Genomic DNA, 24899 nt, shown 5'->3' with positions numbered 1-24899 from the left:
ATCCGCCTTGTTGCGGATTAGGCTCGCCGCTACCATCGGTCGCCTGAACAGGATCTGCCGCTCATGCGTGAACGCACCATCGCCAGTCATTTCGCCCGTGCCGCCCTCGGCGGCGCGCGTCGCCAAGGCTTTGATTATTCAGGCCTGCTCGAGCAGTTGGGGATCAGCCCGGAACTGCTCGAAGAGCCGCGTGCGCGCCTCGCACCGGAACAATTCGCCCGTTTGATCCAGGGCCTGTGGCTGGCGCTGGACGACGAATACCTTGGGTTTGGCAACGCACCGAGCAAGCCCGGCAGTTTCGCCATGATGTGCCATGCCTCGATCCACTGCCGCAATCTGGAGAAGGCGCTGCAGCGCGGCCTGCTGTTTTACAGCCTGTTCCCCGAGGCGCCACGGCTGACGCTGAGCCGCGAATATGAATGGGTACGTTTGAGTCTCGATGACGCGCGGTTGTGGGATCCGGATCACTTTCTCACTGAAAGCCTGTTGGTGATCTGGCATCGCCTCGGCAGTTGGCTGATCGGCCAGCGGATTCGCCTCGAACAGGCGACCTTCAGCTACCCGCGCCCCGATCATGGCGCTGAATATGACTTGCTGTTCCCGTGCCCGCTGAGCTTCGGAGCCGAGCACAGCAGCCTGCTGTTTCACAGCCGCTACCTGTCGATGCCGTTGTTGCAGGACGAGCGCACGCTCAAGCATTTCCTCGAACGCTCACCGGCAGACCTGCTCTCACGCCCGGACGACGGCGACAGCCTGAGCAGTCGTCTGCGCCGCTTGCTCAGCCGCGACAGCAATAACTGGCCGGACCTGGAAACGGTGGCGGCGCACCTGCACATCAGCCCACAGACCTTGCGTCGGCATTTGCGTGAGGAAGGCAACAGTTTCCAGGAGTTGAAAGATCAACTGCGGCGGGATATCGCCATCTATCATCTGGGGCGCGCGGATCTGTCGTTGCAGCAGATTGCCGAGCAGTTGGGATTCTCTGAGCCGTCGGCGTTTCACCGGGCGTTCAAGAAGTGGACGGGGCTGACACCGGGGGCTTATCGGGCGCGGGAGTTGTAGGTAGCAGGATCAAAGGCCCCTCACCCTAACCCTCTCCCAGAGGGAGAGGGGACTGATTGGGGATTGAATCCGACACTTTGGTCAATCCCCTCTACCTCTGGGAGAGGGTTAGGGTGAGGGAAAGCTCCATTCACACCGCCGGAAAATGAATCCTGAACGCCGCCCCGCCCATCGGCGAGTCGCCCAGCGCCAGCCGGGCGTTGTAGCTTTCGATGATGTCCTTGACCACCGCCAGCCCGATGCCCTGCCCCGGATGTTGCGCATCCAGCCGCTCACCGCGTTCGAGTATCCGCGCGCGCTGATTCGGCGGCACACCGGGGCCGTCGTCCTCGACGCACAGCTCGACCCCGGCCAGCGACTCGCGCACGCTGATGCGCACTTCGCCCAGGCACAGGCGGTAGGCGTTTTCCAGCAGGTTGCCGAGCATTTCCAGCAAGGCGCCCTGCTCGATCGGCACGTAACAATGTTCAGGCAGGTCGAAAACCACGCGCACCTGCTTGTCGCGATAGACTTTGTCCAGCGTGTCGCACAGGCTTTTGAGCACCGGTCGCAGCTTGACCTGATGGCGCACCAGACCGCTTTTACGCAGGCTCGCCCGTTGCAGCTGATAGCTGATCTGCTGGCTCATGCGTTCGATCTGACTTTGCAGTACCCACGCCTGATCGCGCTCTTGCGGGCGCTGGGCCATGTCTTCGCTGACCCCTTGCAATACCGCCAGCGGGGTTTTCAGGCTGTGAGCGAGATCGTCGAGCGAGTCGCGGTAGCGGCTGCGCTGCTGACGTTCGCTGAGCAGCAAGCGGTTGAGCGAGCCGGTCAGGCGCAGCAGTTCGCGCGGATGTTTTTCGGTCAGGCTTTCGCGGGTGCCGCCCTCGATTTCGTCGAGTTCCTGGCTGAGGCGGCGCAAGGCCTTGAGGCCCCAGGTCAGGCCGATCCACAGCAGCGCCAGCAACACCAGAAGTGCTGCACCAAAGCCCAGATAAAGATTTTCGCGCAGGCCTTCGAGGGTGGTTTCGTATTCACGCACCGGTTGCAGGGCGACAATGCTGAACGCGGCGCTTTTGCCGCCGAGCAATTTCACCTCGACGTCGTAAACGAAGAATTCCTGGCCGTTGCTTTCGCGAATCCGCGCAAACTCATTGCCGAGGCCGTCATAGCGCGGCTTGTAGTTGATCTGTTCTTCCTGAGTGGCCTTCGAACGCCAGACCAGATGCCCTTCGCGATCATAGATGTAGCCAAGCAAGCGGAAGTCCGTGAGGTTGAAACGCTCGTCCGGCAGCTGCGTCGGCATGACCAGCCGGCCATTTTCTATCCGCGCGGCGGAAATCAGCGTGGTCACGTCCGAGGCCAGACGCTGTTCGATCGAATCCTGCAAGGCCAGGCTGAACGCGCCTTGCATCGCCGGGAGCAAGGCGAGCATGAACAACACCGCCAACGTCGTGGCGGCGAGCATCAAGCGTACGCGTAGGGAACGGATCAAGTGCAGCGCTCATTGAACAGATAGCCGAGGCCGCGCACGGTGTCGATCGGCTTGAACCCGGCCGGGCCCTCAAGCTTGCGGCGCAGACGGCCGACCAATACTTCGATCACGTTCGGATCGCGCTCGTCGTCGTCCGGGTAGAGCTGTTCCATCAGGCGATCCTTGGGCACCACCTGCTGGTGGTGGCGCATCAGGTATTCGAGAATGCGGTATTCGTAGGCGGTCAGCGCCAGCGGCTGTTCGTCGAGGCTGGCCTGCTTGCGATTGAGGTCGAGCAGCAGCGGCCCGGCAACAATGGTCGACTGAGTGAAACCGCTGGAGCGGCGCAGCAAGGCATTCAGGCGTGCGTCGAGTTCTTCGAACTGGAACGGCTTGACCACATAATCATCGGCGCCGGCAGCGAGGCCTTCGACCTTGTCCTGCCAGTTGCCGCGTGCCGTGAGAATCAGGATCGGGAAGGTCTTGCCGCCCGAGCGCAACTGGCGGATCAGGTCGAGCCCGCCCATGCCCGGCAGGCCGAGGTCGATCACCGCCAGGTCGAAGTTGAACTGTCCGGTCTGGTACAGCGCCTCCTCGGCATTGGCCACGGACTCGACCACATGACCGCTCTCGGTGAGGCGGGTTTGCAGGTGATGGCGCAACAGCGCTTCATCCTCGACGACCAACAGTTTCATAAAGCTCTCCCGGGCAATTCAAAAATCTCCAGACAACCCACTGTGGGAGCCAGCCTGCTGGCGATTGCAATTTGGCAGCCGACAAATCTCGTCGAATGTCAGGGCGCTATCGCCAGCAGGCTGGCTCCCACAGGTACCGAGGCGACCGACTTAGAAATAATAGTTGGCCGACAGGTAAGTCTGTGCGCTGCTGGTCAAGTCCAGCGAGCCCTGTTTGCTGCCGCCGCTTTCTTTCATCTCGGTGCCGGCGTTGCTGCGCAGATAACGGTAACCGAGTTCGACCGAGGTGCTCTGCGAGACTTGCTGCAACACACCGAGCTGACCACCGACGGCGTAACCGATGTCACTGTCGCGGCTGTAGCCTGGCGAATCCTGAGTCAGCTTGGTCAAACCGGCCGTGGCGCCGCCGAACAATTTGGTGCTGCCGCCCACCGGATAGAACAGATCGTAACTGCCCAGCAAGTTTTCCTGGCGCAGTTTAATGCCATTGTGCGAGCCCGACACGTTGTCGTAAGTGGCGTAGTAGCGGCCCTGGCTGTTTTGCTGACCGAGGCGCACGCCGTAGGTGTTGTTACCGTCGATGGCGCCGGTGGCGTTCGGGTGGTCGAGGTTGTTGTTCAATGAGCGGGACTTGTCGATCTTGTCACTGGTCTGGCCGAAGGTCAGGCCGGCGAAGTTCGAAGACGTGTCGGCCTGGGCCGCGATACTGGCGCTCATGACGCTCAAAGCCAGCAACAGTTTGTTCAAACGAGTCATGGGTAGTTCCTCTTGCACAGTGCTGTTGGGGTATGGCGCAAGATTACTGAGCGCCCCCTGTACCGGCCCTGAACCGTCTCTGAACCTGACCTGAATCAAATCGACTAGGCTGTTTTGACCACTTTCGAGAAGGAGACCCGATCATGCGTTTGTTCCTTGCCCTCACTTTGCTGGCCGTCAGCAGCCTCACCCAGGCGGCGATCAAGACCGAAGAAATCCCCTACCAGAGCGCCGACGGTACCAAGCTGATCGGTTACTACGCCTACGACGACGCCATCAAAGGCAAGCGCCCCGGCGTCGTTGTGGTTCACGAATGGTGGGGGCTGAACGATTACGCCAAGCGCCGAGCGCGTGATCTCGCCGCACTCGGCTACAGCGCGATGGCGATCGATATGTACGGCGACGGCAAAAACACCGAACACCCGAAAGACGCGATGGCGTTCATGCAGGCGGCGACTCAGGATGCGGCGGCGTCCAGCAAGCGCTTCGAGGCGGGGCTGAATTTACTGAAGAAACAAGCACAGACCGACGCGGATAAAATCGCCGCTATCGGTTACTGCTTCGGCGGCGCCGTGGTGTTGAACGCGGCGCGACAGGGCGTGCCGCTGGCGGGTGTGGTGAGCTTCCATGGCGCGCTGGCCACCAAGACTCCGGCTACGCCCGGCAGCGTCAAGGCGAAGATTCTGGTCGAGCACGGCGCGCTGGACAGCATGGTCACTGCCGACAACGTCACCGCGTTCAAGGCGGAAATGGACAAGGCCGGGGCGGACTATAAATTTGTCAACCTTGACGGCGCCAAGCATGGTTTCAGCAACCCGGATGCGGATCGCCTGAGCCATGGCGAGCATGGCGGGCCGGATATTGGTTACAACAAGGCCGCGGATGAAAAATCCTGGGCGGACATGCAGGCGTTTTTCAAGTCGATCTTCAGCTGACCCGGCAATGGCCGAGGCGCGGCCTTCGCGAGCAGGCTCGCTCCCACCCCGGATCTGTAACGCTCAGAAGGTCCCTGTGGGAGCGAGCCTGCTCGCGAACGCTTCAGCGCCGTTCTCGACCTTGCCCCGACTAACCGGCAAAATGCCCGCCATGAACCTAGCCCCCGCCCTTCCCGCCTGCTGCACCGCGCTCGACAGCCATTGGCCGTTGCCGATCGTGTTGCCCGACACCGTACTGATCAGTACGCAATTCGACCCGGCACAATTGCTCGCTGATGATTTTCCGCGCAGCGCGATTGTGGCGCCGCCGAGCATCCAACGTTCGGTGGCCAAGCGTCAGGCCGAGTTTCTCGCGGGGCGAATTTGCGCCCGCGCGGCGTTGCAACAATTGCAGGGCAACGGCGCGGCTCCGGCGATCGGCGAAGACCGCGCACCGGTGTGGCCGGCGCATATCTGTGGTTCGATCACTCACAGCAGCGGTCGCGCCGCCGCGATCGTCGCCAACCGCCAGCACTGGCGCGGCCTGGGCATGGACCTGGAAAACCTGCTGAGCGATGACCGCGCCGAGCGTCTGGCCGGAGAAATTCTCACGCCAGCGGAAATGCAGCGCATGGCCGCCGGTTCGCAGGATCTGCGGGCGCTGTGGGTGACCCTGACGTTTTCGGTCAAGGAAAGCCTGTTCAAAGCGCTCTACCCGATCGTGCAGCAGCGCTTTTACTTCGAGCATGCCGAGGTGCTGGAGTGGACTGAGGCGGGTCAGGTCAGGCTGCGGTTGTTGACTGATTTGTCCAGCGAATGGCGCAACGGATCGGAGCTGGAGGCGCAGTTCGGCGTGCAGGATGGGCAGTTGTTGAGTCTGGTGAGCATTCAAGCCTGAAGTTTTGCATTGCCTGCAGGGTCCTCATCGCTGGCAAGCCAGCTCCCACAGTATTCCCGGTGAACACAGAATTCATGTACACCCGCGAAAACTGTGGGAGCTGGCTTGCCAGCGATGGGGCCAGCCCTGCCACCACACAACCTACCGGCGCTCCTGATTCCTCGGCCAGCTCAAACTGAAACACGCCCCACCCAGACTTTTGCTCTTGCCGATGATCGCCCGACCGTCGTGCCAGTGAATGATCCGGCGCACGATCGACAACCCCAGACCATGCCCGCCCGACGCTCGCGTACGGCTGTCATCCAGACGCAGGAACGGCGTGAAAATCCGTTCCCAGGCCACTTCCGGCACACCCGGGCCGTCATCCTCGACATCGACCCGGCAGCGTAATTGCCCGACCTGATAACTCACCGTCACGTTGCTACGGGCATGGCGCATGGCGTTGCTCACCAGATTCTGCAACGCCCGGTGCAGATAGCGCGGCTCAGCTTCAACCCAGGCATCGTCATTATCGGCGGCGGAAAGGCACAAACCGCGCTGCACAGTGACTTCGGCGCGCAGGGGCGCCAGCTCTGCGATCACTTGATTGACCAACGCATCGAGGTCGACGCGCTGGAACGTCAATGCCGGCGAACCTTGCTCCAGACGTGCATAGGTGAGCATTTCATCGACCAGCTTATCGAGGTCCTCGATGTCGTGGTCCATGCCCTCGCGGTACTTTTCCAGGGCTTGCGGCGTGGTCGCCGAGCCGATCATCTCCAGACCGAAACGCAGACGCGCCACCGGCGTGCGCAATTCGTGCGACACCGCACGCACCAGTTCGCGCTGGATCGCCAGCAACTGCTGCAGATGCTCAGCCATGCCATTGAACGCCGCGGCCAGCCGCCCGACCGAATCAGCACCGCGCGCTGGCACTCGGGTTTCGAGGCTGCCCTTGGCGATGCGCGTGGCTGCGGCTTCAAGGCCACGCAAACGCCGCTCGAGCTGACGCACCAGCAGATACACGATCAGCCCGATCAGGCTCAGGCCGAGCGCGGCGATCAGCACCAGCCATTCCGGCGGGTACGGGTTCATTTGATACAGCGGGCCGATTTCCAGCACCCACGGCGTGCCGACCATGCCAGCGAATACGCGGATCGAGTCGCCGCCCTTGCCCAGCGCCATCACCGTGTCGCCCTCCGAAACGCGGCGGCTCTGGTCCTCGTCCATGTCGGCGTCGTCCACCGTGACCAGACGCAAGTCGAACCCAAAGCCTTTTTCTTCCTTTATCTGCGCCAGGCGTTTCGGCTGCTCGGCAACCGGCACACGCACCAGTTCGTCGGCCAGCAAATAGATCGTCGCCCGCGCCAGTTGCTCACTGATCTGCTGCACTTCACCGGTGAGCACCAGTTGTTCCTTGTCGCTGACCAGGCGATAGACCCTGGCCGCGTGCGGGCCGGTTTGTTCGACCAGCGCCTGCCCGCGCTGCACGCGGGTGCGTTGGGTCAGATCGAGGTCCGTTTCGGTAAATTTTTTCAACGCCAGCGGGATGCCGAGCAAACGCTCCCACACTAGCAACGCGCGATGACGCTCGGTTTCGTTCATCGGTTGCAGATTGTCCGCCATCAACGAAAACGTGCCATGGGCCAGCCGTTCGCGGTATTGCTCACTGCGCACTTGATTGAGCAGGTGCAGCGCCAGCACGCCGAGCACAGCAACCAGAATCAGCGCGGCGCACATGCCGCCATAGATGCGCAGGAAGATCGAGTTCACAACGAAAGGTCTACGCAGGCTTCGGGGACGAACAGATAGCCTTTGCTGCGGATGGTCTTGATCAGACGTGGATGGTCGGGGTCGTCGCCGATCTTCGGGCGGATCCGCGAAATCCGTACATCGATCGAGCGGTCCTGGCCGTCGTAGCCGATGCCGCGCAGTGCGGTGAAGATTTCTTCGCGGGACAAGATGCGCCCGGCGTTGGCGACCAATAGCCAGAGCAGGTCGAATTCGGCGCTGGTCAACTCAATGCCCTGGTCATTCAGCCAGGCTTCGCGCAAGGCGTTATCGACCACCAACGGCCCGAATTGCAGACGACGGGATTTTTCCGCGGCCGGTTCCGCGCTGTCACTGCGCCGCAGCAATGCCTGGATCCGCGCCAGCAACAAGCGCGGGCGCACCGGCTTGCACACGTAATCGTCGGCCCCGAGGTCTAGTCCCTGAATCTGGTCGGCGTCGTCGGTGCGCGCGGTGAGCATCAGAATCGGCCCATCGAACTGAGTGCGTACCTTGCGACAGATGCTCAGACCGTCTTCGCCGGGCAGCATCAGGTCAAGGATCACCAGGTCCGGCTGTTCCTTGATGATCCGCGCCGCCGCCAGCGCGCCATTGCCTTCGATTTCCACGCGCAATCCATTGGCTTGCAGGTAGTCACGCGTCAGCTCGGCCAGACGCTGGTCATCCTCGACGATCAATACCTGAAAGGCTTGTTGCTCCACCGGTGACCTCTGCTTGCTGTTGTTATTGATAATGGAGGATCTGCTGACCAACACGGGACCTGTAGGAGTGAGCCTGCTCGCGATAGCGATTGATCAGCCAATGAAGATGCTGACCGGAAAGGCGCTATCGCGAGCAGGCTCACTCCTACAGGATTTTCGCCATCCTCCCGTTTTTTTGTCATGTTCGAGGAGGATAAGAATGCCCACGCCCGCAGCGATTGTATAAACGCCGACCACCCGGAATACAAGTCGGTAAATGCGTTCGGACCCGGCGAAAAACTGTGGTAGGGTTCGCGCCCTTAAAAAACCGCTGAAGCGTTTTTTCCGGGCAAAAAAACAGTGACAAACGGTCTGGCTCAGCGGGTTCGCGGCCTACACGCGTTTTCCCTGTTTCTTACACAATTTACGCACAGGCTTATCCACAGTCAGTACGTTGCAAGCCCCCTCAAAACGCATTATCTTGTAGCACGGCGAAAACAGAGACCCTACATGTAGGGTTTTTGCCTTAAGCGCCCAACCACATTTCAGACCTGAAACTCAAGCGCTTTATTGCGAGTTTCCGGTGGAACGAAGCAAGTTTTTCGAAGCCCAAACCGCGCTTGCGGATGGCACCGTTTTTTTAGCCCCAAGCGGACAAAACGGTATGGGTGTTGCAGTCATTACTGTCACCCGGGAGGGAATCCGGTTTCGGGCATTGGCCCGCAACCAGAACTTCGGCAGGGACGCGGCGTTGCAGCCTTTTTCGTCTGTTCCGAAGTGGTAATTGCCGACGCTGGTCGGTTGCAGTGCTTCGGTACAGAACGGTGAGCACCATGACGGTGCCAAACAAACATAGAGAATGTGGAGACCACCCCCCATGCAAACCGACACAACTCGCGAGAACCCGCAGGGCACCTTGCCGCAGGCCGCCGATTCGACTTCGGATCTGGCAGCTACCGCGCCTGGCCAGCTGCGCGTGATCAAGCGTAATGGCACTGTCGTTCCTTACACCGATGACAAGATCACCGTCGCTATCACCAAAGCGTTTCTCGCAGTTGAGGGCGGCACCGCTGCCGCTTCGTCGCGAATCCACGACACCGTGGCGCGCCTGACCGAACAGGTCACCGCGACCTTCAAGCGTCGCATGCCATCGGGCGGCACCATCCACATCGAAGAAATCCAGGACCAGGTCGAACTGGCCCTGATGCGTGCCGGCGAGCAGAAAGTTGCCCGCGACTACGTGATCTACCGCGACGGTCGTTCGAAAGAGCGCGCTGCGCATGCGCCGGCCGAAGCCGCCGTCAATGCACACCCGTCGATCCGCATCACCCGCACCGACGGTAGCCTGGCGCCGCTGGACATGGGCCGCCTGAACACCATCGTCACCGAAGCCTGCGAAGGCCTGGAAGAAGTCGACGGTGACCTGATCCAGCGCGAAACCCTGAAAAACCTCTACGACGGCGTGGCCCTGACCGACGTCAACACCGCACTGGTCATGACTGCGCGTACCCTGGTCGAGCGTGAGCCGAACTACTCGTTCGTCACCGCCCGCCTGCTGATGGACACCCTGCGCGCCGAAGGCCTGGGTTTCCTCGGTGTCGCCGAAAGCGCCACTCACCACGAAATGGCCGACCTGTACGCCAAGGCACTGCCGGCCTACATCGCCAAAGGTATCGAGTTCGAACTGCTGAACCCTGTGCTGGCCTCCTTCGACCTGGAAAAACTGGGCAAGGCGATCAACCACGAGCGCGATCAGCAATTCACCTACCTGGGCCTGCAGACCCTGTACGACCGTTACTTCATCCACAAGGATGGCGTGCGTTTCGAACTGCCGCAGATCTTCTTCATGCGCGTGGCCATGGGCCTGGCAATCGAAGAGAAGCAGAAAGAAGACCGTGCGATCGAGTTCTACAACCTGCTGTCCTCGTTCGACTACATGGCGTCGACCCCGACCCTGTTCAACGCCGGCACCCTGCGTCCACAGCTGTCGAGCTGCTACCTGACCACCGTGCCGGATGACCTGTCGGGCATCTATCACGCGATCCACGACAACGCCATGCTGTCGAAATTCGCCGGTGGCCTGGGCAACGACTGGACCCCTGTGCGTGCGCTGGGCTCGTACATCAAGGGCACCAACGGCAAGTCGCAAGGCGTCGTTCCGTTCCTCAAGGTCGTCAACGACACGGCCGTAGCCGTGAACCAGGGTGGCAAGCGCAAAGGCGCTGTGTGTGCCTACCTGGAAACCTGGCACATGGACATCGAAGAGTTCATCGAGCTGCGCAAGAACACCGGTGACGATCGTCGTCGTACCCACGACATGAACACCGCCAACTGGATCCCTGACCTGTTCATGAAGCGCGTCTTCGATGACGGCAAGTGGACCCTGTTCTCGCCATCCGAAGTACCGGACCTGCACGACCTGACCGGTAAAGCCTTTGAAGAGCGTTACGAGTACTACGAAGCGCTGACCGAATACCCGGGCAAGGTCAAGCTGTTCAAGACCATCCAGGCCAAAGACCTGTGGCGCAAGATGCTGTCCATGCTGTTTGAAACCGGCCACCCATGGCTGACCTTCAAAGACCCGTGCAACCTGCGCAGCCCGCAGCAGCACGTCGGCGTGGTCCACAGCTCGAACCTGTGCACCGAGATCACCTTGAACACCAACAAGGACGAGATCGCCGTTTGCAACCTGGGCTCGATCAACCTGCCGAACCACATCATCGACGGCAAGCTCGATACCGCCAAGCTGCAACGCACCGTCAACACTGCCGTGCGCATGCTCGACAACGTGATCGACATCAACTACTACTCGGTGCCGCAAGCGAAGAACTCCAACTTCCGCCACCGTCCGGTCGGTCTGGGCATCATGGGCTTCCAGGACGCGTTGTACCTGCAGCACATCCCTTACGGTTCCGACGCGGCTGTCGAGTTCGCCGACAAGTCGATGGAAGCGGTCAGCTACTACGCAATCCAGGCTTCCTGCGACCTGGCCGACGAGCGCGGTGCGTACGAGACGTTCCAGGGTTCGCTGTGGTCCAAGGGCATCCTGCCGCTGGATTCGCAACAGATCCTGATCGAACAGCGCGGCCAGAAGTACATCGATGTCGACCTGAACGAAAGCCTCGACTGGGCACCGGTTCGCGCCCGTGTACAGAAAGGCATCCGTAACTCGAACATCATGGCCATCGCACCGACCGCGACCATCGCCAACATCACCGGCGTATCGCAGTCGATCGAACCGACCTACCAGAACCTCTATGTGAAATCGAACCTGTCGGGCGAATTCACCGTGATCAACCCGTACCTGGTTCGTGACCTGAAAGCGCGCGGCCTGTGGGACTCGGTCATGATCAACGACCTGAAGTACTACGACGGTTCGGTTCAGCAGATCGAGCGCATCCCGCAAGAACTCAAAGAGCTCTACGCGACCGCGTTCGAAGTGGACACCAAGTGGATCGTTGACGCCGCCAGCCGCCGTCAGAAGTGGATCGACCAGGCCCAGTCGCTGAACCTGTACATCGCCGGCGCCTCGGGCAAGAAGCTCGACGTGACCTACCGCATGGCCTGGTACCGTGGTCTGAAAACCACCTACTACCTCCGTGCCCTGGCCGCGACCAGCACCGAGAAGTCGACCATCAACACCGGCAAGCTGAACGCTGTTTCCAGCGGCGGCAACCACGGCGATGATTCGGTCCTGGCCGCTCCGGCAGGTCCGGCACCAGTGCCAAAGGCTTGCGCGATTGACGAGCCGGATTGCGAAGCTTGCCAATAAGCTGAGCTGACTCGGGCGTTGCGAGGCGCCTGAGGCTTCCAGATAAAGAAAACCCCCGACAGACTTCTGGTTCGGGGGTTTTCTTTATCCATGGCAAATATCGAAGCCGAAAAAAACGGCAAAACCTGAGTTCAGGCTTCACCGTTATCTGGGTTACAACGCCTTCGTCAAACTGCGAATGACTCCGTCATTGCCTGCCCTACGACAGGAATAGTGAAAGACTCACCGTTGTTGGTGTAAAACTTCTCAATGGTGTTGGCGCCGGCATTCCAGTCTTTGAGGAAGACACCGGAGTTGAGATTGCCACTTTCGACATCGGCGCGGTTGAAAATGTAGACCCCCAAGTCATTCGATTTGAGTACAACATCATTGAAAGTCTGAATATTCCTCAGGGTAACAGTGTCAGTACCGGTAACCCCTTCATCGAAAATCGCCACCATGGTTTTCGAGGCGACGAAATACTGATCGCTACCTTCACCACCATAGCCATCACCTGAAGCGCTCAGATAGAGTTTGTCGTTTCCTGCACCGCCATGTAGTTCATAACCATTGCCGATTGCTATTAACTCGTCATCGCCGTCGCCACCGTCTGCAATCGCGGACACGACAGTAATCCGATCATTACCGCCGTCACCGTAGTAAAGCGATCCTGCATCAAATACGTAACCTGCAATGTAGTCGTTACCGTTGCCACCATGAATGATGTCTGCTTGGTTGTCGGTAGCAGGCTGGCCAGTTAACGCCCCCGTAATGGTGAAGCTATTGCCGTACAGAATGTCGTTGCCGTCACCACCGTCAATGATGTCGTTTCCGTCTCCGCCTTCGATCATGTTAGCTAGCGCGTTACCCGTCAGGGTATCGTTGAATGCAGAACCGACCAGGTTGTCGATGTTGCTCAACACATCCCCCTCGGCATCACCTCCAATGCCTGCACCGGTCAACAGGTTGACCTGCACGGCTGCCGAACTGTTGACATACCAGGCCGCATCGCCGCGTCCGACGCCGAACAGCACATCCGCACCGCCTCCACCCACGAAGCTTTCAGCTGCTGCAATGCTGCCGGTAAAGGTGTCCGCATAGTTGGAACCCAGGAAAGCCTCGATTGAGGTATACACGTCACCTGCTCCCACACCCGTCAAAGGCGGAGCGCCGAGATTGAAGGTGACACCTTCGGTTTCATAGGCAAAGCTGAGGAAGTCGACACCGGCACCGCCATCGAAGCGATCCGCACCCGCGCCGCCGATGAAAATATCGCCAGCATTGGAGCCGTTTATCTGCTCAATACTGCTGTAGGTATCCCCTGCTGCCGAGCCTCCATTGGCAACGCCAGTTTTGGTGCTGACAATCGCCATGCCGCCATCGGCATAACTGGCAATGTCGAAGCCTGCACCGCCAATCAGTTGATCCGCCCCTAACCCACCAAACAGGACGTCATTGCCTGCCCCTCCGGTGATGATGTTGTCGCCTGCATTGCCGTGACCGGTAAAGTTGCTCGTTCCCGTATAACTCAGCCGTTCCACTTCGGCGTTCAAGGTGTAACTGACTTGATTGGTGCGTACCTCATCGTCACCCTCTCCCGCCAGCTCAGTAACCAGAACCGAACCGGTGCCCGTGGCAAAGTAGATGTCATTGCCCAGTCCGCCGCTAAAGGTCATCGTACCGGCAGTGACTGTGAACTGATCGTCCAGAGCAGTCCCGACAATGTTCTCGAAATTGCTGAACACATCGCCTTGTGCATCACCGCCAACCCCTGATCCCGCATTGTTGGCGACCGTCACGACAACAGCTTGGGCAGAGCCGGAATAGTCCAGCTTGTCAGCGGTGCCGCCCGCGCCGTCAAACACGTCGGCCTGAATACTTGCAACGAAGGTGTCGTTGGAAGACGAGCCCCTGAACGTCTCGATTGCGGAAAAGGTGTCCCCGGCGGCAATCCCGGTGTGTACGCCGGTCTTGAAGTTCAGCGTCACGCCGGCGCCACTGTAATCGTCCTCGTAACTGACAGTGTCATTCCCGGCACCGCCGATCAATTGATCGGCACCGCCACCGCCCATGAGTACGTCATTGCCGCCACCGCCAGTGATGACGTTATCACTGGCGTTACCCCGGCCCGTGAAGCTGCCTATCCCTGTTCCGGTATAGGTCAGGCGCTCTACGCCAGCGCTTAACGTAGCGCTGGCCTGGCTGGTGCGCACTTCATCATAGCCACCGTCGACGGTCTCGATGACAGTCAACGCGCCTGTGCCGTTAACGATGTAGACATCGTTACCTGCCCCCCCGGCGAACGTCATCGAGCCCGCCGCGAGGGTGAACTGATCGTCCTGAGCTGTACCGATGATGTTCTCGAAGTTGCTGAACACATCACCCTGAGCATCGCCGCCCACTCCGACGCCGCCGCCATTGGTAACGGACAGGGTGATGGCTTGGGCGGAACTGGAGTAATCCAGTTTGTCGATGCCGCCAGCGCCATCAAGGGTATCGACCGCAAGACTGGCGACAAACGTATCGCCATTCGCTGAACCGCGGAAAGCTTCAATGCCGAAGAAGGTATCACCGGCGGCTATCCCTGTATGAACGCCGTTCTTCAGGTCGACGGTTACCCCTGCTTTAGTGGGGTCATCCTCATAGCTGACAGTGTCTAAACCACTCCCGCCGATGAACTGGTCAGCGCCCGCTCCCCCCATGAGCACATCGTTACCCGCACCGCCGGTGATGACGTTGTCACTGGCATTGCCCCGCCCGGTGAAGTTGCCGCTGCCGGTATAGGTCAATCGTTCGATTTCCGCACCCAGCACACCACTGGCCTGACTGGTACGTATCTCATCAATCCCCCCTCCCGCAACTTCGATGGCGTTGATCACCCCGGTGGCATCGACGACGTAAACGTCATCGCCCGCCCCGCCACTGACGGTAATTGTTCCAGCAGTCGCTGAGAACCGGTCTGCATAGGCCGAGCCACCAATCCACTCCATATTGCTGAACTGGTCGCCTTGCGCGTCGCCACCCGAGCCAGTGCCGGCACCGTTGGCAATGGAAAGACTGATGGCCTGGGACGAATCCGCGTAATCCAGCTTGTCCAGACCGCCCGCGCCATCCAGTGTGTCGGCTCCAGTACCGGCGAAGAAAGTATCGCCATAGGCCGAACCCCGGATTGCCTCGACGCTCTCGAAAGTATCTCCCTGAGCCATGCCCGTGTGCACGCCGGTCTTCAGATTGAGGGTCACACCAGCACCGGTCCTCTCATCTTCGTAGCTGGCAGTGTCCATACCGGCGCCGCCGACAAGCTGATCTGCCCCTGCTCCGCCGATCAACACATCGTTGCCGCTGCCGCCGGTAATAACGTTATCACCAGCATTGCCCCGCCCAGTGAAGTTGCTGGTACCGGTGTAAGTGAGCCGTTCAACGTTGGCAGCCAGCGTCATGTCGACGTTATTGGTGAAGAGTTGGTCGATACCACCGCCAACTGTTTCAATGATGGCGCCGTTGGCATTGTTGTTGAAAACGTAAACATCGTCGCCCGCACCGCCGTTGAGCACCAGTCCACCACCGGTGAGGGTGAACGTATCGTTGAATACCGTGCCGATGATGGTTTCGACATTGGTGAACGAGTCACCCTGGGCATCACCGCCAGAGCCGGTACCGGCTCCAGCAACGGACGAAAGAATGTTGATGGCCTCGGTAGAGGTCGAATAGTCCAGGGTGTCGCTACCCTGAAGTCCTTCGAAGGCATCGGCAGCCGCGCCGCTGACAAATGTGTCTGTGTAGTTCGTTCCCTTGTAGAGTTCGATACCGGAGTAGCTGTCTCCCAAGGCAATGCCAGTATTACTGCCGGTCTTAAGATTGAGCGTCACACCGACGCCATTAACAACATCTTCATAACTGGCGGTATCGAAGCCGGCTCCACCATTCAATTGATCTGCACCTGCCCCCCCGATCAATACGTCGTCACCCGTGCCGCCCGTAATGATGTTGTCACCAGCGTTGCCGGTGCCCTTGAAGCTCCCGGCTCCCGTAAAAGTCAGGCGTTCGACATTTGCCGCCAGATAGGCGGTGTTTTGTGTGGTGCGCACCTCATCATCGCCGCCGCCTGCCGCTTCAATGATGCCAGCGTTAGTGTTGCCGCTGATTATGTAAACGTCGTTACCCGCTCCGCCGTTAAGTGTCAGTCCACCGCCGGTGAGGGTGAAGGTATCGTTGAACGCTGAACCGACAATGGTTTCAACATTGGTGAACGAGTCCCCCTGTGCATCTCCGCCACTACCGGTACCTGCACCGCCAACGGAGGACAGAATGTTGATGGCCTGATCCGACGTCGAATAGCTGAGCGTATCCGCGCCCTGCAGACCGTCGAAGCTATCGGCTGCCGCGCCACTGACAAAGGTATCGCCGTAATTCGTACCTTTGTAGAGTTCGATGCCGAAGTAACTGTCGCCCAGCGCAATGCCTGCGTTGACCCCGCTCTTGAGGTTCAGTGTCACGGGAACGCCATTGACCACTTCTTCATAACTTGCGATATCGAAACCGCCCCCCCCCGACAATTGGTCGGCACCTGCGCCACCAGTCAAGACATCGTCACCCGCCCCTCCGGTGATGAAATTGTCGCCGGCGTTGCCAACGCCTTTGAAGTTACCCGTGCCGGTAAAGGTCAGACGCTCGACGTTTGCCGCCAGATAAGCAGTGTTTTGCGTGGTGCGAACTTCATCGTCACCGCCGCCTGCTGCTTCGATAATGCTGGCGTTGGTATTGCCGTTGATTATGTAAACGTCGTTGCCGGCCCCGCCGTTAAGCGTCAGCCCACCGCCGGTGAGGGTGAAAGTATCGTTGAATGCCGAACCGACAATGGTTTCAACATTAGTGAATGAATCGCCTTGGGCGTCCCCACCGGTACCCGTGCCGGCAGCCCCGACAGAGGAAAAAATATTGATAGCCTGGTCAGATGTTGAGTAGCTAAGCGTGTCATTTCCCTGAAGACCATCAAAGGTGTCGGCTCCGGAACCACTGACAAAAGTGTCCGCCCAATTCGTACCCCGAAACACTTCGATATCGGTGAACGTATCGCCTTTGGCGGCGCCGGTGTGCACACCTGTCTTGAGATTCAGCGTTACCGAAATGACATTGGTCACATCCTCATAACTGGCTGTATCAACTCCCGCGCCGCCGTTGATCTGGTCGGCTCCTTCCCCACCCATCAATACATCGTTACCGGCGCCGCCATTCAACACGTCATCCCCGGCATAGCCCCGAATCTGATCATCACCAGCGGTACCCACCAGGGTATCCGCAGCGTTGGTGCCATATATAACTGCCATTACATCTTCCTTGTGTGTGTGTCGGAAACTGCGCTGAGACGCCAGGCACTCCGGGGTCGTCCCTCTCTGAGCATGCACTGGGCATTGTTACGTGTTGTGTTGAGCAGGCAAGACAGCGCCTTCGATGCGGTGCGGCGAACAACGGTGCGTACACGCGACACCGGCGACCAGCCCGATAGGCAAAGAAATCTGATAACGCAGGGAGGAATCACCGACTCTGCCTGCTCGGCGGGGGTATGGCTTGTCAGTTGCAGCACCTGGATCGGCGCACGGACAGCTTTGAGATTGTTCACAGGTACTCCATCCGTAGAGCTTTTGATGACTTCCATATCGGCGCAGCCTACTGCCACACCGTGACCCACACCGGTCGAAAGTTTGACGGTGGCTGCGCTTAGTCCGCAGATGCAGCAATTTCCACACCATCCCAGACGACGAACGGTAAAAAAATTGATGCGCAGCGTGTTAACGCGCACAAAAAAACCGACGCCTCAGGACGTCGGTTTTTAGTGATGCATAGCCAATAGATAAATCAGGTCATCTGAATAATGGTCTGCATAATCGTGCTCTGCGTCGAAATGGTCTTGGCGTTCGCCTGATAGTTGCTCTGACCCTTGATCAGATCAACCAGCTCATTGGTCAGGTTAACGTTCGACTCTTCCAGCGAGTTGGACACCACCTCACCCAACGTACCGGTCTTCGGTGCATCGTAGCCCGGAATACCCGAAGCGAACGTCTCTTTCCAGCTAGTGCCACCCACCGCCTGCAAGCCCTGTTCGTTGGTGAAACTGGCCAGTGCAACCTGACCAATCGCCTTGCTCTGATTGTTGCTGAAGTTGGCGAACAGCGTACCGGTGCCATCGATCGTCAGGTTGGTGATCTGGCCGGTGGCGTAACCATCCTGAGTCGGAATGGTGCGCGAAGTATCAGCGTTGTACTGAGTGGTCTTGGCCATCGAAATGGTCACGCCATTCGGGTTAGCCGAAGCGCCATTAGGCGTGAAATTACCGTTGGTCACGGTGCCTGGCACCCAGTTCTTCAGGGTCAGGTCGCTGCTGATAATTGGATTGGTCGGGTCTGCCGGATTAGGCGTACTGACCTGAAGCAACTTGCCGGAACTGTCGAACGTCAGTGTCGAAGCCACTGGTGGAGTCTTGGTTGGATCGCTACCGGTAGCATCCGGGTTACGGCCATCAACCAAGGTGTACACCTTCCAGACGTTATCACCAGTCTTCACTACATACTGATCCATAACATGCGAGTTGCCCTGCGTGTCATAGATCGGGGTGCTGAACGATTTGGTATAGGTCTCAGGCTTGGACGGGTCGAACACCACGGGGGTGGCGCCCGTGTCGATGATTTTAGTGGCGGACGAATTCAGGTTGATGCTCGAAGTCACCGCCGAAGTCGACTTTGGCGCCAGGTTCGAGGTGTCGATCTTCAGATCGGTCAACACGCCATTGATGATCTTGCCGTTGGCATCCACACCGTAACCTTGTAGACGCGAGGTGTAGTCGGTGTTGGTGATGTAACCGGCGTTGTCGACCTTGAACGTACCGGCACGGGTGTACGAGATCGAGCCGTTGTTGCTCATGGTGAAGAAACCGGAACCGTTGATACCCATGTCCAACACGTTGCCGGTGTTGTTGATATCGCCCTGGGTGAACTGCTGGGAAACGTTGGCCAGGCGCACGCCGTTACCGATGACTTTGCTGCCGCTGCCCAGACGAGTCGACGAATAGACGTCTTCGAATTCTGCGCGCGAGGATTTGAAACCGGCGGTGGCGACGTTGGCGATGTTGTTGCCGGTCACGTCCAGTTGCTTGTTGGCTGCATAGAGACCGCTAAGGCCGATATTGAAAGACATATTCCACTCCTTTATGCCGGGTTAGTCGGCTCTATATACCAATGGTTTGAACTTTGGACAGGGCGACGGTGCCCTTGCCGGCCAGGTTGAGCATCAGCTCGCCACCGGTCTGGCTGATCGTCACGCTGTTGACGGTCGCTGGCAGGTAAGTCGCCAGGTCCGTCGCGGTGCCGTTGATCGGTGCGTTGGCCTTGAAGGTGTAAGTACCGACCGGCACCACGGTGCCTGCGGTGTCCTTGCCATCCCAGGTGAAGCTCGCGTCGCCAGCGGCGCGGCTGCCCAGATCGATGGTGCGAACGGTTTTGCCGTCCTTGTCGGTGATGGTCACGGTGCCACCGGCAATCGAGGAAGGCACGGTGACCGAACCGGTCAGGCCTTTGCTCGGGTCATCGAGCTGTGCGGTGTTGGTCTGCACGATCACGTTACGGCCAACCAGCGACGACGCTTGCAGCGCCTGCGACGAGTTGTAGTTGCCGGCCAGGCCACTCACGGTGGAGTTCAGCGTGGTGATGCCTTCAAGACTGCTGAACTGCGCCAACTGGGCAACGAATGCACTGTTGTCCTGCGGGTCGAGCGGGTTCTGGTTTTTCAGCTGGGTCACCAGCAACTGCAGGAACGCATCCTTGCCCAGCGCTTGTCCGCCGGTGCTGCTGTTGGTCGCCGAAGCAATGCCATCGGTGGTCGAACTGGTCTTTTTCGACGAGTTCGACAGGATGTCATTCATGCTCAGGGAGCTGGTGGTATCGGTAACGCTCATGGCAGTCGCCCCTTATTACTGACCGAGGGTCAGCACCTTCTGCATCATGGTTTTGGCGGTGTTCATCATTTCGGCGTTGGTCTGGAACGAACGGCTCGCAGAAATCATGTCAGCCATCTCTTCCACCACGTTGACGTTCGGGTAGTAGACGTAGCCCTTGGCGTCGGCCGCGGGGTGGTTGGGCTCGTAACGCGCTTCGAGGTTGCTCTGGTCTTCGACCACACCGAGTACCTGCACGCCTTGACCGGCCGCGTCCTGGTTCTGGAACAGCGAGTCGCTGCCGCCGCTCTGGCCGCCCTGGAACATGGTGGCGAACACCGGGTGACGGGCGCGGTAGGTCTGGTCGATGCTCGACGAGACGGTCTCGGCGTTGGCGATGTTCGAGGCCACGGTGTTCAGACGCGTGGTCTGGGCGCTCATGCCGCTGCCGGCAATGTTGAAAACGCTGGACAGGGACATGGATTACTCTCCGCGCAGGGCTGACACCAGCCCTTTGAATTTGCTGTTGAGCAGGGTGAAGCTGGCCTGGAAGCCGACGGCGTTTTCCGCGTAGTTGGACTGTTCCAGTTGAGCGTCCACGGTGTTCTGGTCAATCGAAGGCTGCATCGGCGTGCGATACATCAGCGACTCGTCGCCATTGCCCAGACCTTCAGCTTCGATGTGACGGCTGTTGGTCTTGTTCAGAGCGATGGTGCCGTTGGCGTTTTTCTGGCTCTGGGCTTCGAGTACTTTCGAGAAGTCCAGATCCCGCGCCTTGTAGTTCGGGGTATCGGCGTTGGCGATGTTGTTGGCCAGCACTTCGGCACGCTGGGCGCGGAAGCCCAAAGCCTTTTCGTGAATGCCGAGCGCTTTGTCGAAGCTGATGCTCATGTCGGGAACCTTCAGGTGACCGGTTTTTCGTAACTGAGCTTTAGCAAGCGTCGTGCCAGATTGCCAAACTCCCGGTTTCCGTGGCTTTGCGGGCGGGCGGCAACGCGGCAATGCCAGAAAAGCGGCAACCGGCTTCCGGCAGATGCCGCTTTTCTGCCGCTTGGTTGCCTCTCACCGGTTACATGAACCCTGTGGGAGCGGGCTTGCCCGCGATGACGGTATATCTGGTGAATTTATATCGACTGACAGGGCGCCATCGCGGGCAAGCCCGCTCCCACAGGGATACATGATGTAAGTGGGAAAAGTGGCAGGCATAAAAAAACGGGAGCCCCATGAGGACTCCCGTTTTGTTGTATTGCGGCAGCAATCACTTCGCCTTGTAAATGATCCCCGGGCTGCACTGGACCATCTGGTAATGGTCCGGCAGACCGTTCAGCGCTTCGGATGCGCCAAGAAACAGATACCCGCCCGGCTTCAACGTGCTGTGAATGCGCAACAGGATGTCTTTCTTCACTTCGGCAGAGAAGTAGATCAGCACGTTACGGCAGAACACGATGTCGAACTTGCCCAGCGCGGCATAGCTGTCGAGCAGGTTGAACGAGCGGAACTCCACCCGGCTCTTGATCGGCGCCTTGACCACCCAACGCCCCGGCCCTTTCGGGTCGAAGTAGCGTTGCAGACGCTCCGGCGACAAACCGCGGCCGATGGCCAGGCTGTCGTACTCGCCGGTCTTGCAGTTATTGAGCATCAGGCCCGACAGATCAGTGGCAACGATCTGTACGCCCATCTTCAACTGGCCGAGGTTGCTGCGCTCGAACTCGTCGATCGACATCGACAGCGAGTACGGTTCCTGACCCGACGAGCAGGCCGCCGACCAGATGCGCAAGCGCTGGTTGGGGCTGGCCTTGATCGCTTCCGGCAGGACCTTGTTCTTCAACACCTCAAACGGATAGGTGTCGCGAAACCACAGGGTTTCGTTGGTCGTCATGGCATCGACCACCTGCTCGCGCAAACCGCTGCGCGGCTGGGTCTGGATGCGTTGCACCAGCTCACCCAGCGACTTGATGCCTTGCTGCTCCATCAGTTTGTTGAGACGGCTGGAGACCAGATATTGCTTGTTTTCACCGAGCAAAATGCCACAGGCCTTTTCCAGGAAGACCCGGAACTGTTCGAAATCCAAATTACCCGTAGACAATGGTGCCGCCTCTTAAATCGTGTTGACTACCAGGGACAATAGGTCCCTAGCTGATATCTGCTGCTTTGATCCGGTCGACTACCCGGGATGCCAGGTCATCAGGACGGAATTTGGCCAGGAAGTCATCGGCGCCGACTTTTTTGACCATCGCCTGATTGAATACCCCCGACAACGAAGTATGCAGGATGATATGGAGCTTTTGCATGCGCGCGTCGCCGCGGATTTCCGCCGTCAGGGTGTACCCGTCCATCTCCGGCATCTCGATGTCGGAAATCATCATCAGGAACTCTTCTTCCGGCTTCTTGCCTTCGTCGACCAGCTTGCGCAGGTAATCCAGCGCCTGCTTGCCGTCGTTCAGCGCCACCACTTCGACGCCGATCGTCTGCAGACAACGGGTGACCTGCTTGCGTGCCACCGACGAGTCATCGACCGTCAACACCCGCAGCGACAACGCCTTGGTCTGGGTCTCGACATCGACCACGCCCACCGATATCGCTTCCGGCGTCGGTGCGACTTCCGCCAGCACTTTTTCGACGTCGATGATTTCGACTAACTGATTGTCGACCCGAGTCACAGCCGTCAGGTAGTGATCGCGACCGGTGCCCTTGGGCGGCGGATGGATCTCTTCCCAGTTCATGTTGACGATGCGCTCCACCGAGCGGACCAGGAAACCCTGGGTCTTGGTGTTGTACTCCGTGATGATCACGAACGGACTGTTCTTGTCTTTCAACGCTCCGGAACCGGTCGCCATTGCCAGATCGAGGATCGGAATGGTCGCCCCGCGAATATTTGCCACCCCGCACACCACAGGACTGGACTTGGGCATCAACGTCAGCGACGGGCATTGCAACACTTCCCGTACCTTGAACACGTTGATGCCATAGAGCTGTTGACCGTCGAGACGGAACAACAACAGCTCCAGGCGATTCTGCCCTACCAGTTGCGTGCGCTGGTTCACCGAATCCATTACACCCGCCATGCCCAGACTCCTACATCAACGCCAAGTGTTGTTGCGACGCACATTCATTGCTAAACGGCACGGCGCTTGCTTTTTAACCCGTATGAACATTCAAACGACATTTTCCCGACACCTGACAGCGCCTCTTCGCAGAGCGCTTGCCGGTGCGTGCGCCATTTGCTGCTTGTTCTTTGGCAGTCCTGCCCATGCTGATGCGGTTACCTTGCCTGACATGCTTATCGGCGTCACTCAGGGCTTTCTTGAGTTCACCGTAGAAGACTATCTGACGAGCAGTCAAACCGAAGGCCGTTATGAAATCGAAGTCAACCAGCTCGACCCGCGCATGCGCATGCCGATGTGCGACAAGGAATTGACAGCGACGCTGGAGAGTCCGGCACGCCCTTTGGGTCGGGTTACGGTGAAGGTTCGCTGCGAGGGTACATCGCCCTGGACGGTGTTCGTACCCGCTCAAGTCCGGCTGTTTCGCGAGATTGTGACGACCACTCGTGCGCTCAAACGCGCCGGGATTATCGAGCCGCAGGACGTGACCTTGCGCGAGCGCGACGTCAGCCAGATCAATCAGGGCTTTCTGACCTCGGTGGACGAAGCGATCGGGCAGAAATTAACCCGACCAACGGTCGCCGATCAGGTCATCACCCAGGTTCACCTGGAACAGGCGGAAGTCATTCGCAAGGGCGATCAGGTCGTCATCACCGCACGCAGCGGGACATTGGCCGTGCGCATGCCGGGCGAAGCCCTGGCCAACGGCGGCCTGAAAGAACAGATCCGGGTAAAAAACCTCAATTCACAACGGGTGATCAAGGCGCAGGTCACCGCGCCGGGACAAGTGGAAGTGGCCATGTGAAAGCCCTGTGAGAAAACTGGCGCCGACCTCGTCGCTTCCCTAAACTGTGTCGCAGCAGGACATGCCGCGATGCAGCCAGGCGCATTGGAAAAATGTGCCTAAAGTTTTCCAGGGGATAGCCGAAAACATGGCAAGCGTCCAAATTCCCAGAGGTTTTTATCATGGTCATCGATTTCAGCCGTTTGAACAGTTCCTCGTCACTGACAGGCAGCACACGTACCAGCAACGCCAAGGAAAGCGCTGAAAACAGCCCCTCCGCGCCGCTGAATACCCAGGCCGAACAGGCCAATGCCGCCAAAAGCGGGGAGTCGGTACACCTCAGCAATGAGGCTCAACAGTTGCAGAAGGTCACTGACAAGCTGCGCGATCAGCCTGCTGTCGACAAAGCCCGTGTGGCCGAGTTGAAAGCCGCGATTGCCGATGGCAGCTATAAAGTCGACAGCAACCGTGTAGCCAGCAAACTGCTCAACTTCGAAGCCCAGCGCTAGGCTTTTGCCGGCGCCAGGCTTTTGGACGCTTAAACCCCAAGGCCAGCCATGCACGACACTACTTTATTGCAACTGATCGACGACGACTTTGCTCCAGCGCAAGAATTGCTGGAGTTGCTGCAAACCGAATCCCTCGCGTTGCACGGTCGTGACATGCCCCTGCTGGAAGAAATTCTGGCGCGCAAGCAGGCGTTGATCATTCTGCTGGAACAGCATGGCCGCAAGCGCAGCGAAATCCTCGCCAGCCTCAACCTGCCGACCGATCGCAACGGCCTGCAACAACTGGCCGCGCAATCGAGCATTGGCGAGCAGTTGTTGCGCCAGGGCGATGCCCTGACCGACCTGATCGCCCAGTGCCAGGCAGCCAACGTCAAGAATGGCCAGTCGATCCGCATTCAGCAGGCCACCACGGCCAATCAGCTGAAAATCCTCACCGGGGGCGAACCGCCAGCGTTGTATGACGCCAGCGGCACCTTTGCCAAGCCCGCCAAACCGCGTCCGCTCAGCCAGGCATGAGCTGTTGATGCGCCAGCTCTATCAACCCGCGGAACATGCTGGCAAAATGCTGGCTAGTCGTCATATTTTGTCTGGAG

Annotated in this window: 19 protein-coding genes; 7 read left to right on the top strand and 12 right to left on the bottom strand. The window is 59.1% G+C overall.

Annotated elements, in window-relative coordinates:
- Positions 1-63 precede the first annotated feature (63 nt).
- Positions 64-1062: an AraC family transcriptional regulator gene (locus tag J3P93_RS07470; protein ID WP_434596227.1), complete on the top strand. Its 999-nt coding sequence runs from the start codon at positions 64-66 to the stop codon at positions 1060-1062.
- 130 nt (positions 1063-1192) lie between these two features.
- Here the strand turns inward: J3P93_RS07470 and J3P93_RS07465 are convergent, their stop codons facing one another.
- From J3P93_RS07465 to J3P93_RS07455, 3 genes are all read right to left on the bottom strand, one after another.
- A complete protein-coding gene (locus tag J3P93_RS07465) occupies positions 1193-2539 on the bottom strand; it encodes an ATP-binding protein (RefSeq protein ID WP_434596224.1) in 1347 nt (448 codons plus the stop codon).
- Entirely contained in the window at positions 2536-3213 is a 678-nt protein-coding gene (locus J3P93_RS07460; protein WP_042560510.1) for a response regulator transcription factor, read from the bottom strand. The genes J3P93_RS07465 and J3P93_RS07460 overlap by 4 nt, the downstream gene beginning before the upstream one ends.
- Before the next feature lie 150 nt (positions 3214-3363).
- A complete protein-coding gene (locus tag J3P93_RS07455; RefSeq protein ID WP_434596220.1) occupies positions 3364-3969 on the bottom strand; it encodes a hypothetical protein in 606 nt (201 codons plus the stop codon).
- A 143-nt stretch (positions 3970-4112) separates the two neighbouring features.
- On the opposite strand from J3P93_RS07455, the gene J3P93_RS07450 reads away from it, so the two are divergent.
- Both J3P93_RS07450 and J3P93_RS07445 read left to right on the top strand, forming a co-directional pair.
- Positions 4113-4904: a dienelactone hydrolase family protein gene (locus J3P93_RS07450; protein WP_434596217.1), complete on the top strand. Its 792-nt coding sequence runs from the start codon at positions 4113-4115 to the stop codon at positions 4902-4904.
- Between the two features lie 151 nt (positions 4905-5055).
- Positions 5056-5781, top strand: a complete 726-nt coding sequence (locus J3P93_RS07445) for a 4'-phosphopantetheinyl transferase family protein (protein WP_434596214.1) — start codon at positions 5056-5058, stop codon at positions 5779-5781.
- 141 nt (positions 5782-5922) lie between these two features.
- Here the strand turns inward: J3P93_RS07445 and J3P93_RS07440 are convergent, their stop codons facing one another.
- Positions 5923-7533, bottom strand: a complete 1611-nt coding sequence (locus J3P93_RS07440) for an ATP-binding protein (protein WP_434596212.1) — start codon at positions 7531-7533, stop codon at positions 5923-5925.
- Positions 7530-8252: a response regulator gene (locus tag J3P93_RS07435; protein ID WP_434596209.1), complete on the bottom strand. Its 723-nt coding sequence runs from the start codon at positions 8250-8252 to the stop codon at positions 7530-7532. Before J3P93_RS07435 ends, J3P93_RS07440 begins: the two co-directional genes overlap by 4 nt.
- Positions 8253-9108: 856 nt before the next feature.
- On the opposite strand from J3P93_RS07435, the gene J3P93_RS07430 reads away from it, so the two are divergent.
- Positions 9109-12003, top strand: coding sequence for a ribonucleoside-diphosphate reductase subunit alpha (locus J3P93_RS07430; protein ID WP_434596206.1), 2895 nt, complete (start codon positions 9109-9111; stop codon positions 12001-12003).
- Positions 12004-12170: 167 nt separating this feature from the next.
- On the opposite strand, the gene J3P93_RS07425 is transcribed toward J3P93_RS07430, so the two are convergent.
- From J3P93_RS07425 to J3P93_RS07395, 7 genes are all read right to left on the bottom strand, one after another.
- Positions 12171-17309: a beta strand repeat-containing protein gene (locus J3P93_RS07425; protein WP_434596203.1), complete on the bottom strand. Its 5139-nt coding sequence runs from the start codon at positions 17307-17309 to the stop codon at positions 12171-12173.
- A 529-nt stretch (positions 17310-17838) separates the two neighbouring features.
- Positions 17839-19173, bottom strand: a complete 1335-nt coding sequence (flgE, locus tag J3P93_RS07420) for a flagellar hook protein FlgE (RefSeq protein WP_208940138.1) — start codon at positions 19171-19173, stop codon at positions 17839-17841.
- Between the two features lie 31 nt (positions 19174-19204).
- A complete protein-coding gene (gene flgD / locus J3P93_RS07415; protein WP_090285356.1) occupies positions 19205-19930 on the bottom strand; it encodes a flagellar hook assembly protein FlgD in 726 nt (241 codons plus the stop codon).
- Between the two features lie 15 nt (positions 19931-19945).
- Positions 19946-20389, bottom strand: coding sequence for a flagellar basal body rod protein FlgC (gene flgC / locus J3P93_RS07410; protein WP_007937507.1), 444 nt, complete (start codon positions 20387-20389; stop codon positions 19946-19948).
- Positions 20390-20392: 3 nt separating this feature from the next.
- The gene (gene flgB / locus J3P93_RS07405; RefSeq protein ID WP_093099242.1) at positions 20393-20800 is read right to left on the bottom strand and encodes a flagellar basal body rod protein FlgB; all 408 of its coding nucleotides are present in this window, start codon (positions 20798-20800) and stop codon (positions 20393-20395) included.
- A gap of 367 nt (positions 20801-21167) precedes the next feature.
- Complete coding sequence (gene cheR, locus J3P93_RS07400) at positions 21168-21995, bottom strand: protein-glutamate O-methyltransferase CheR (RefSeq protein WP_016773612.1); 828 nt, start codon at positions 21993-21995, stop codon at positions 21168-21170.
- Positions 21996-22041: 46 nt separating this feature from the next.
- Positions 22042-22974 (bottom strand): chemotaxis protein CheV, encoded by a 933-nt coding sequence (locus J3P93_RS07395; RefSeq protein ID WP_090285360.1) that lies wholly within the window; start codon positions 22972-22974, stop codon positions 22042-22044.
- Positions 22975-23056: 82 nt separating this feature from the next.
- On the opposite strand from J3P93_RS07395, the gene flgA reads away from it, so the two are divergent.
- The 3 genes from flgA to J3P93_RS07380 all read left to right on the top strand — a co-directional run bounded on the left by flgA (position 23057) and on the right by J3P93_RS07380 (position 24822).
- Positions 23057-23818, top strand: a complete 762-nt coding sequence (gene flgA, locus J3P93_RS07390; RefSeq protein ID WP_434598312.1) for a flagellar basal body P-ring formation chaperone FlgA — start codon at positions 23057-23059, stop codon at positions 23816-23818.
- 161 nt (positions 23819-23979) lie between these two features.
- A complete protein-coding gene (gene flgM / locus J3P93_RS07385; protein ID WP_090285364.1) occupies positions 23980-24306 on the top strand; it encodes a flagellar biosynthesis anti-sigma factor FlgM in 327 nt (108 codons plus the stop codon).
- Between the two features lie 48 nt (positions 24307-24354).
- Entirely contained in the window at positions 24355-24822 is a 468-nt protein-coding gene (locus J3P93_RS07380; protein ID WP_332769161.1) for a flagella synthesis protein FlgN, read from the top strand.
- Positions 24823-24899: the final 77 nt, after the last annotated feature.

Source organism: Pseudomonas sp. R3-57 (genome assembly GCF_051132065.1).
In the GTDB taxonomy this organism is placed as follows: Bacteria; Pseudomonadota; Gammaproteobacteria; order Pseudomonadales; family Pseudomonadaceae; genus Aquipseudomonas.
Note: the sequence above shows the minus strand (reverse complement) of the source record. Positions and strands in the feature narration are given on the sequence as shown.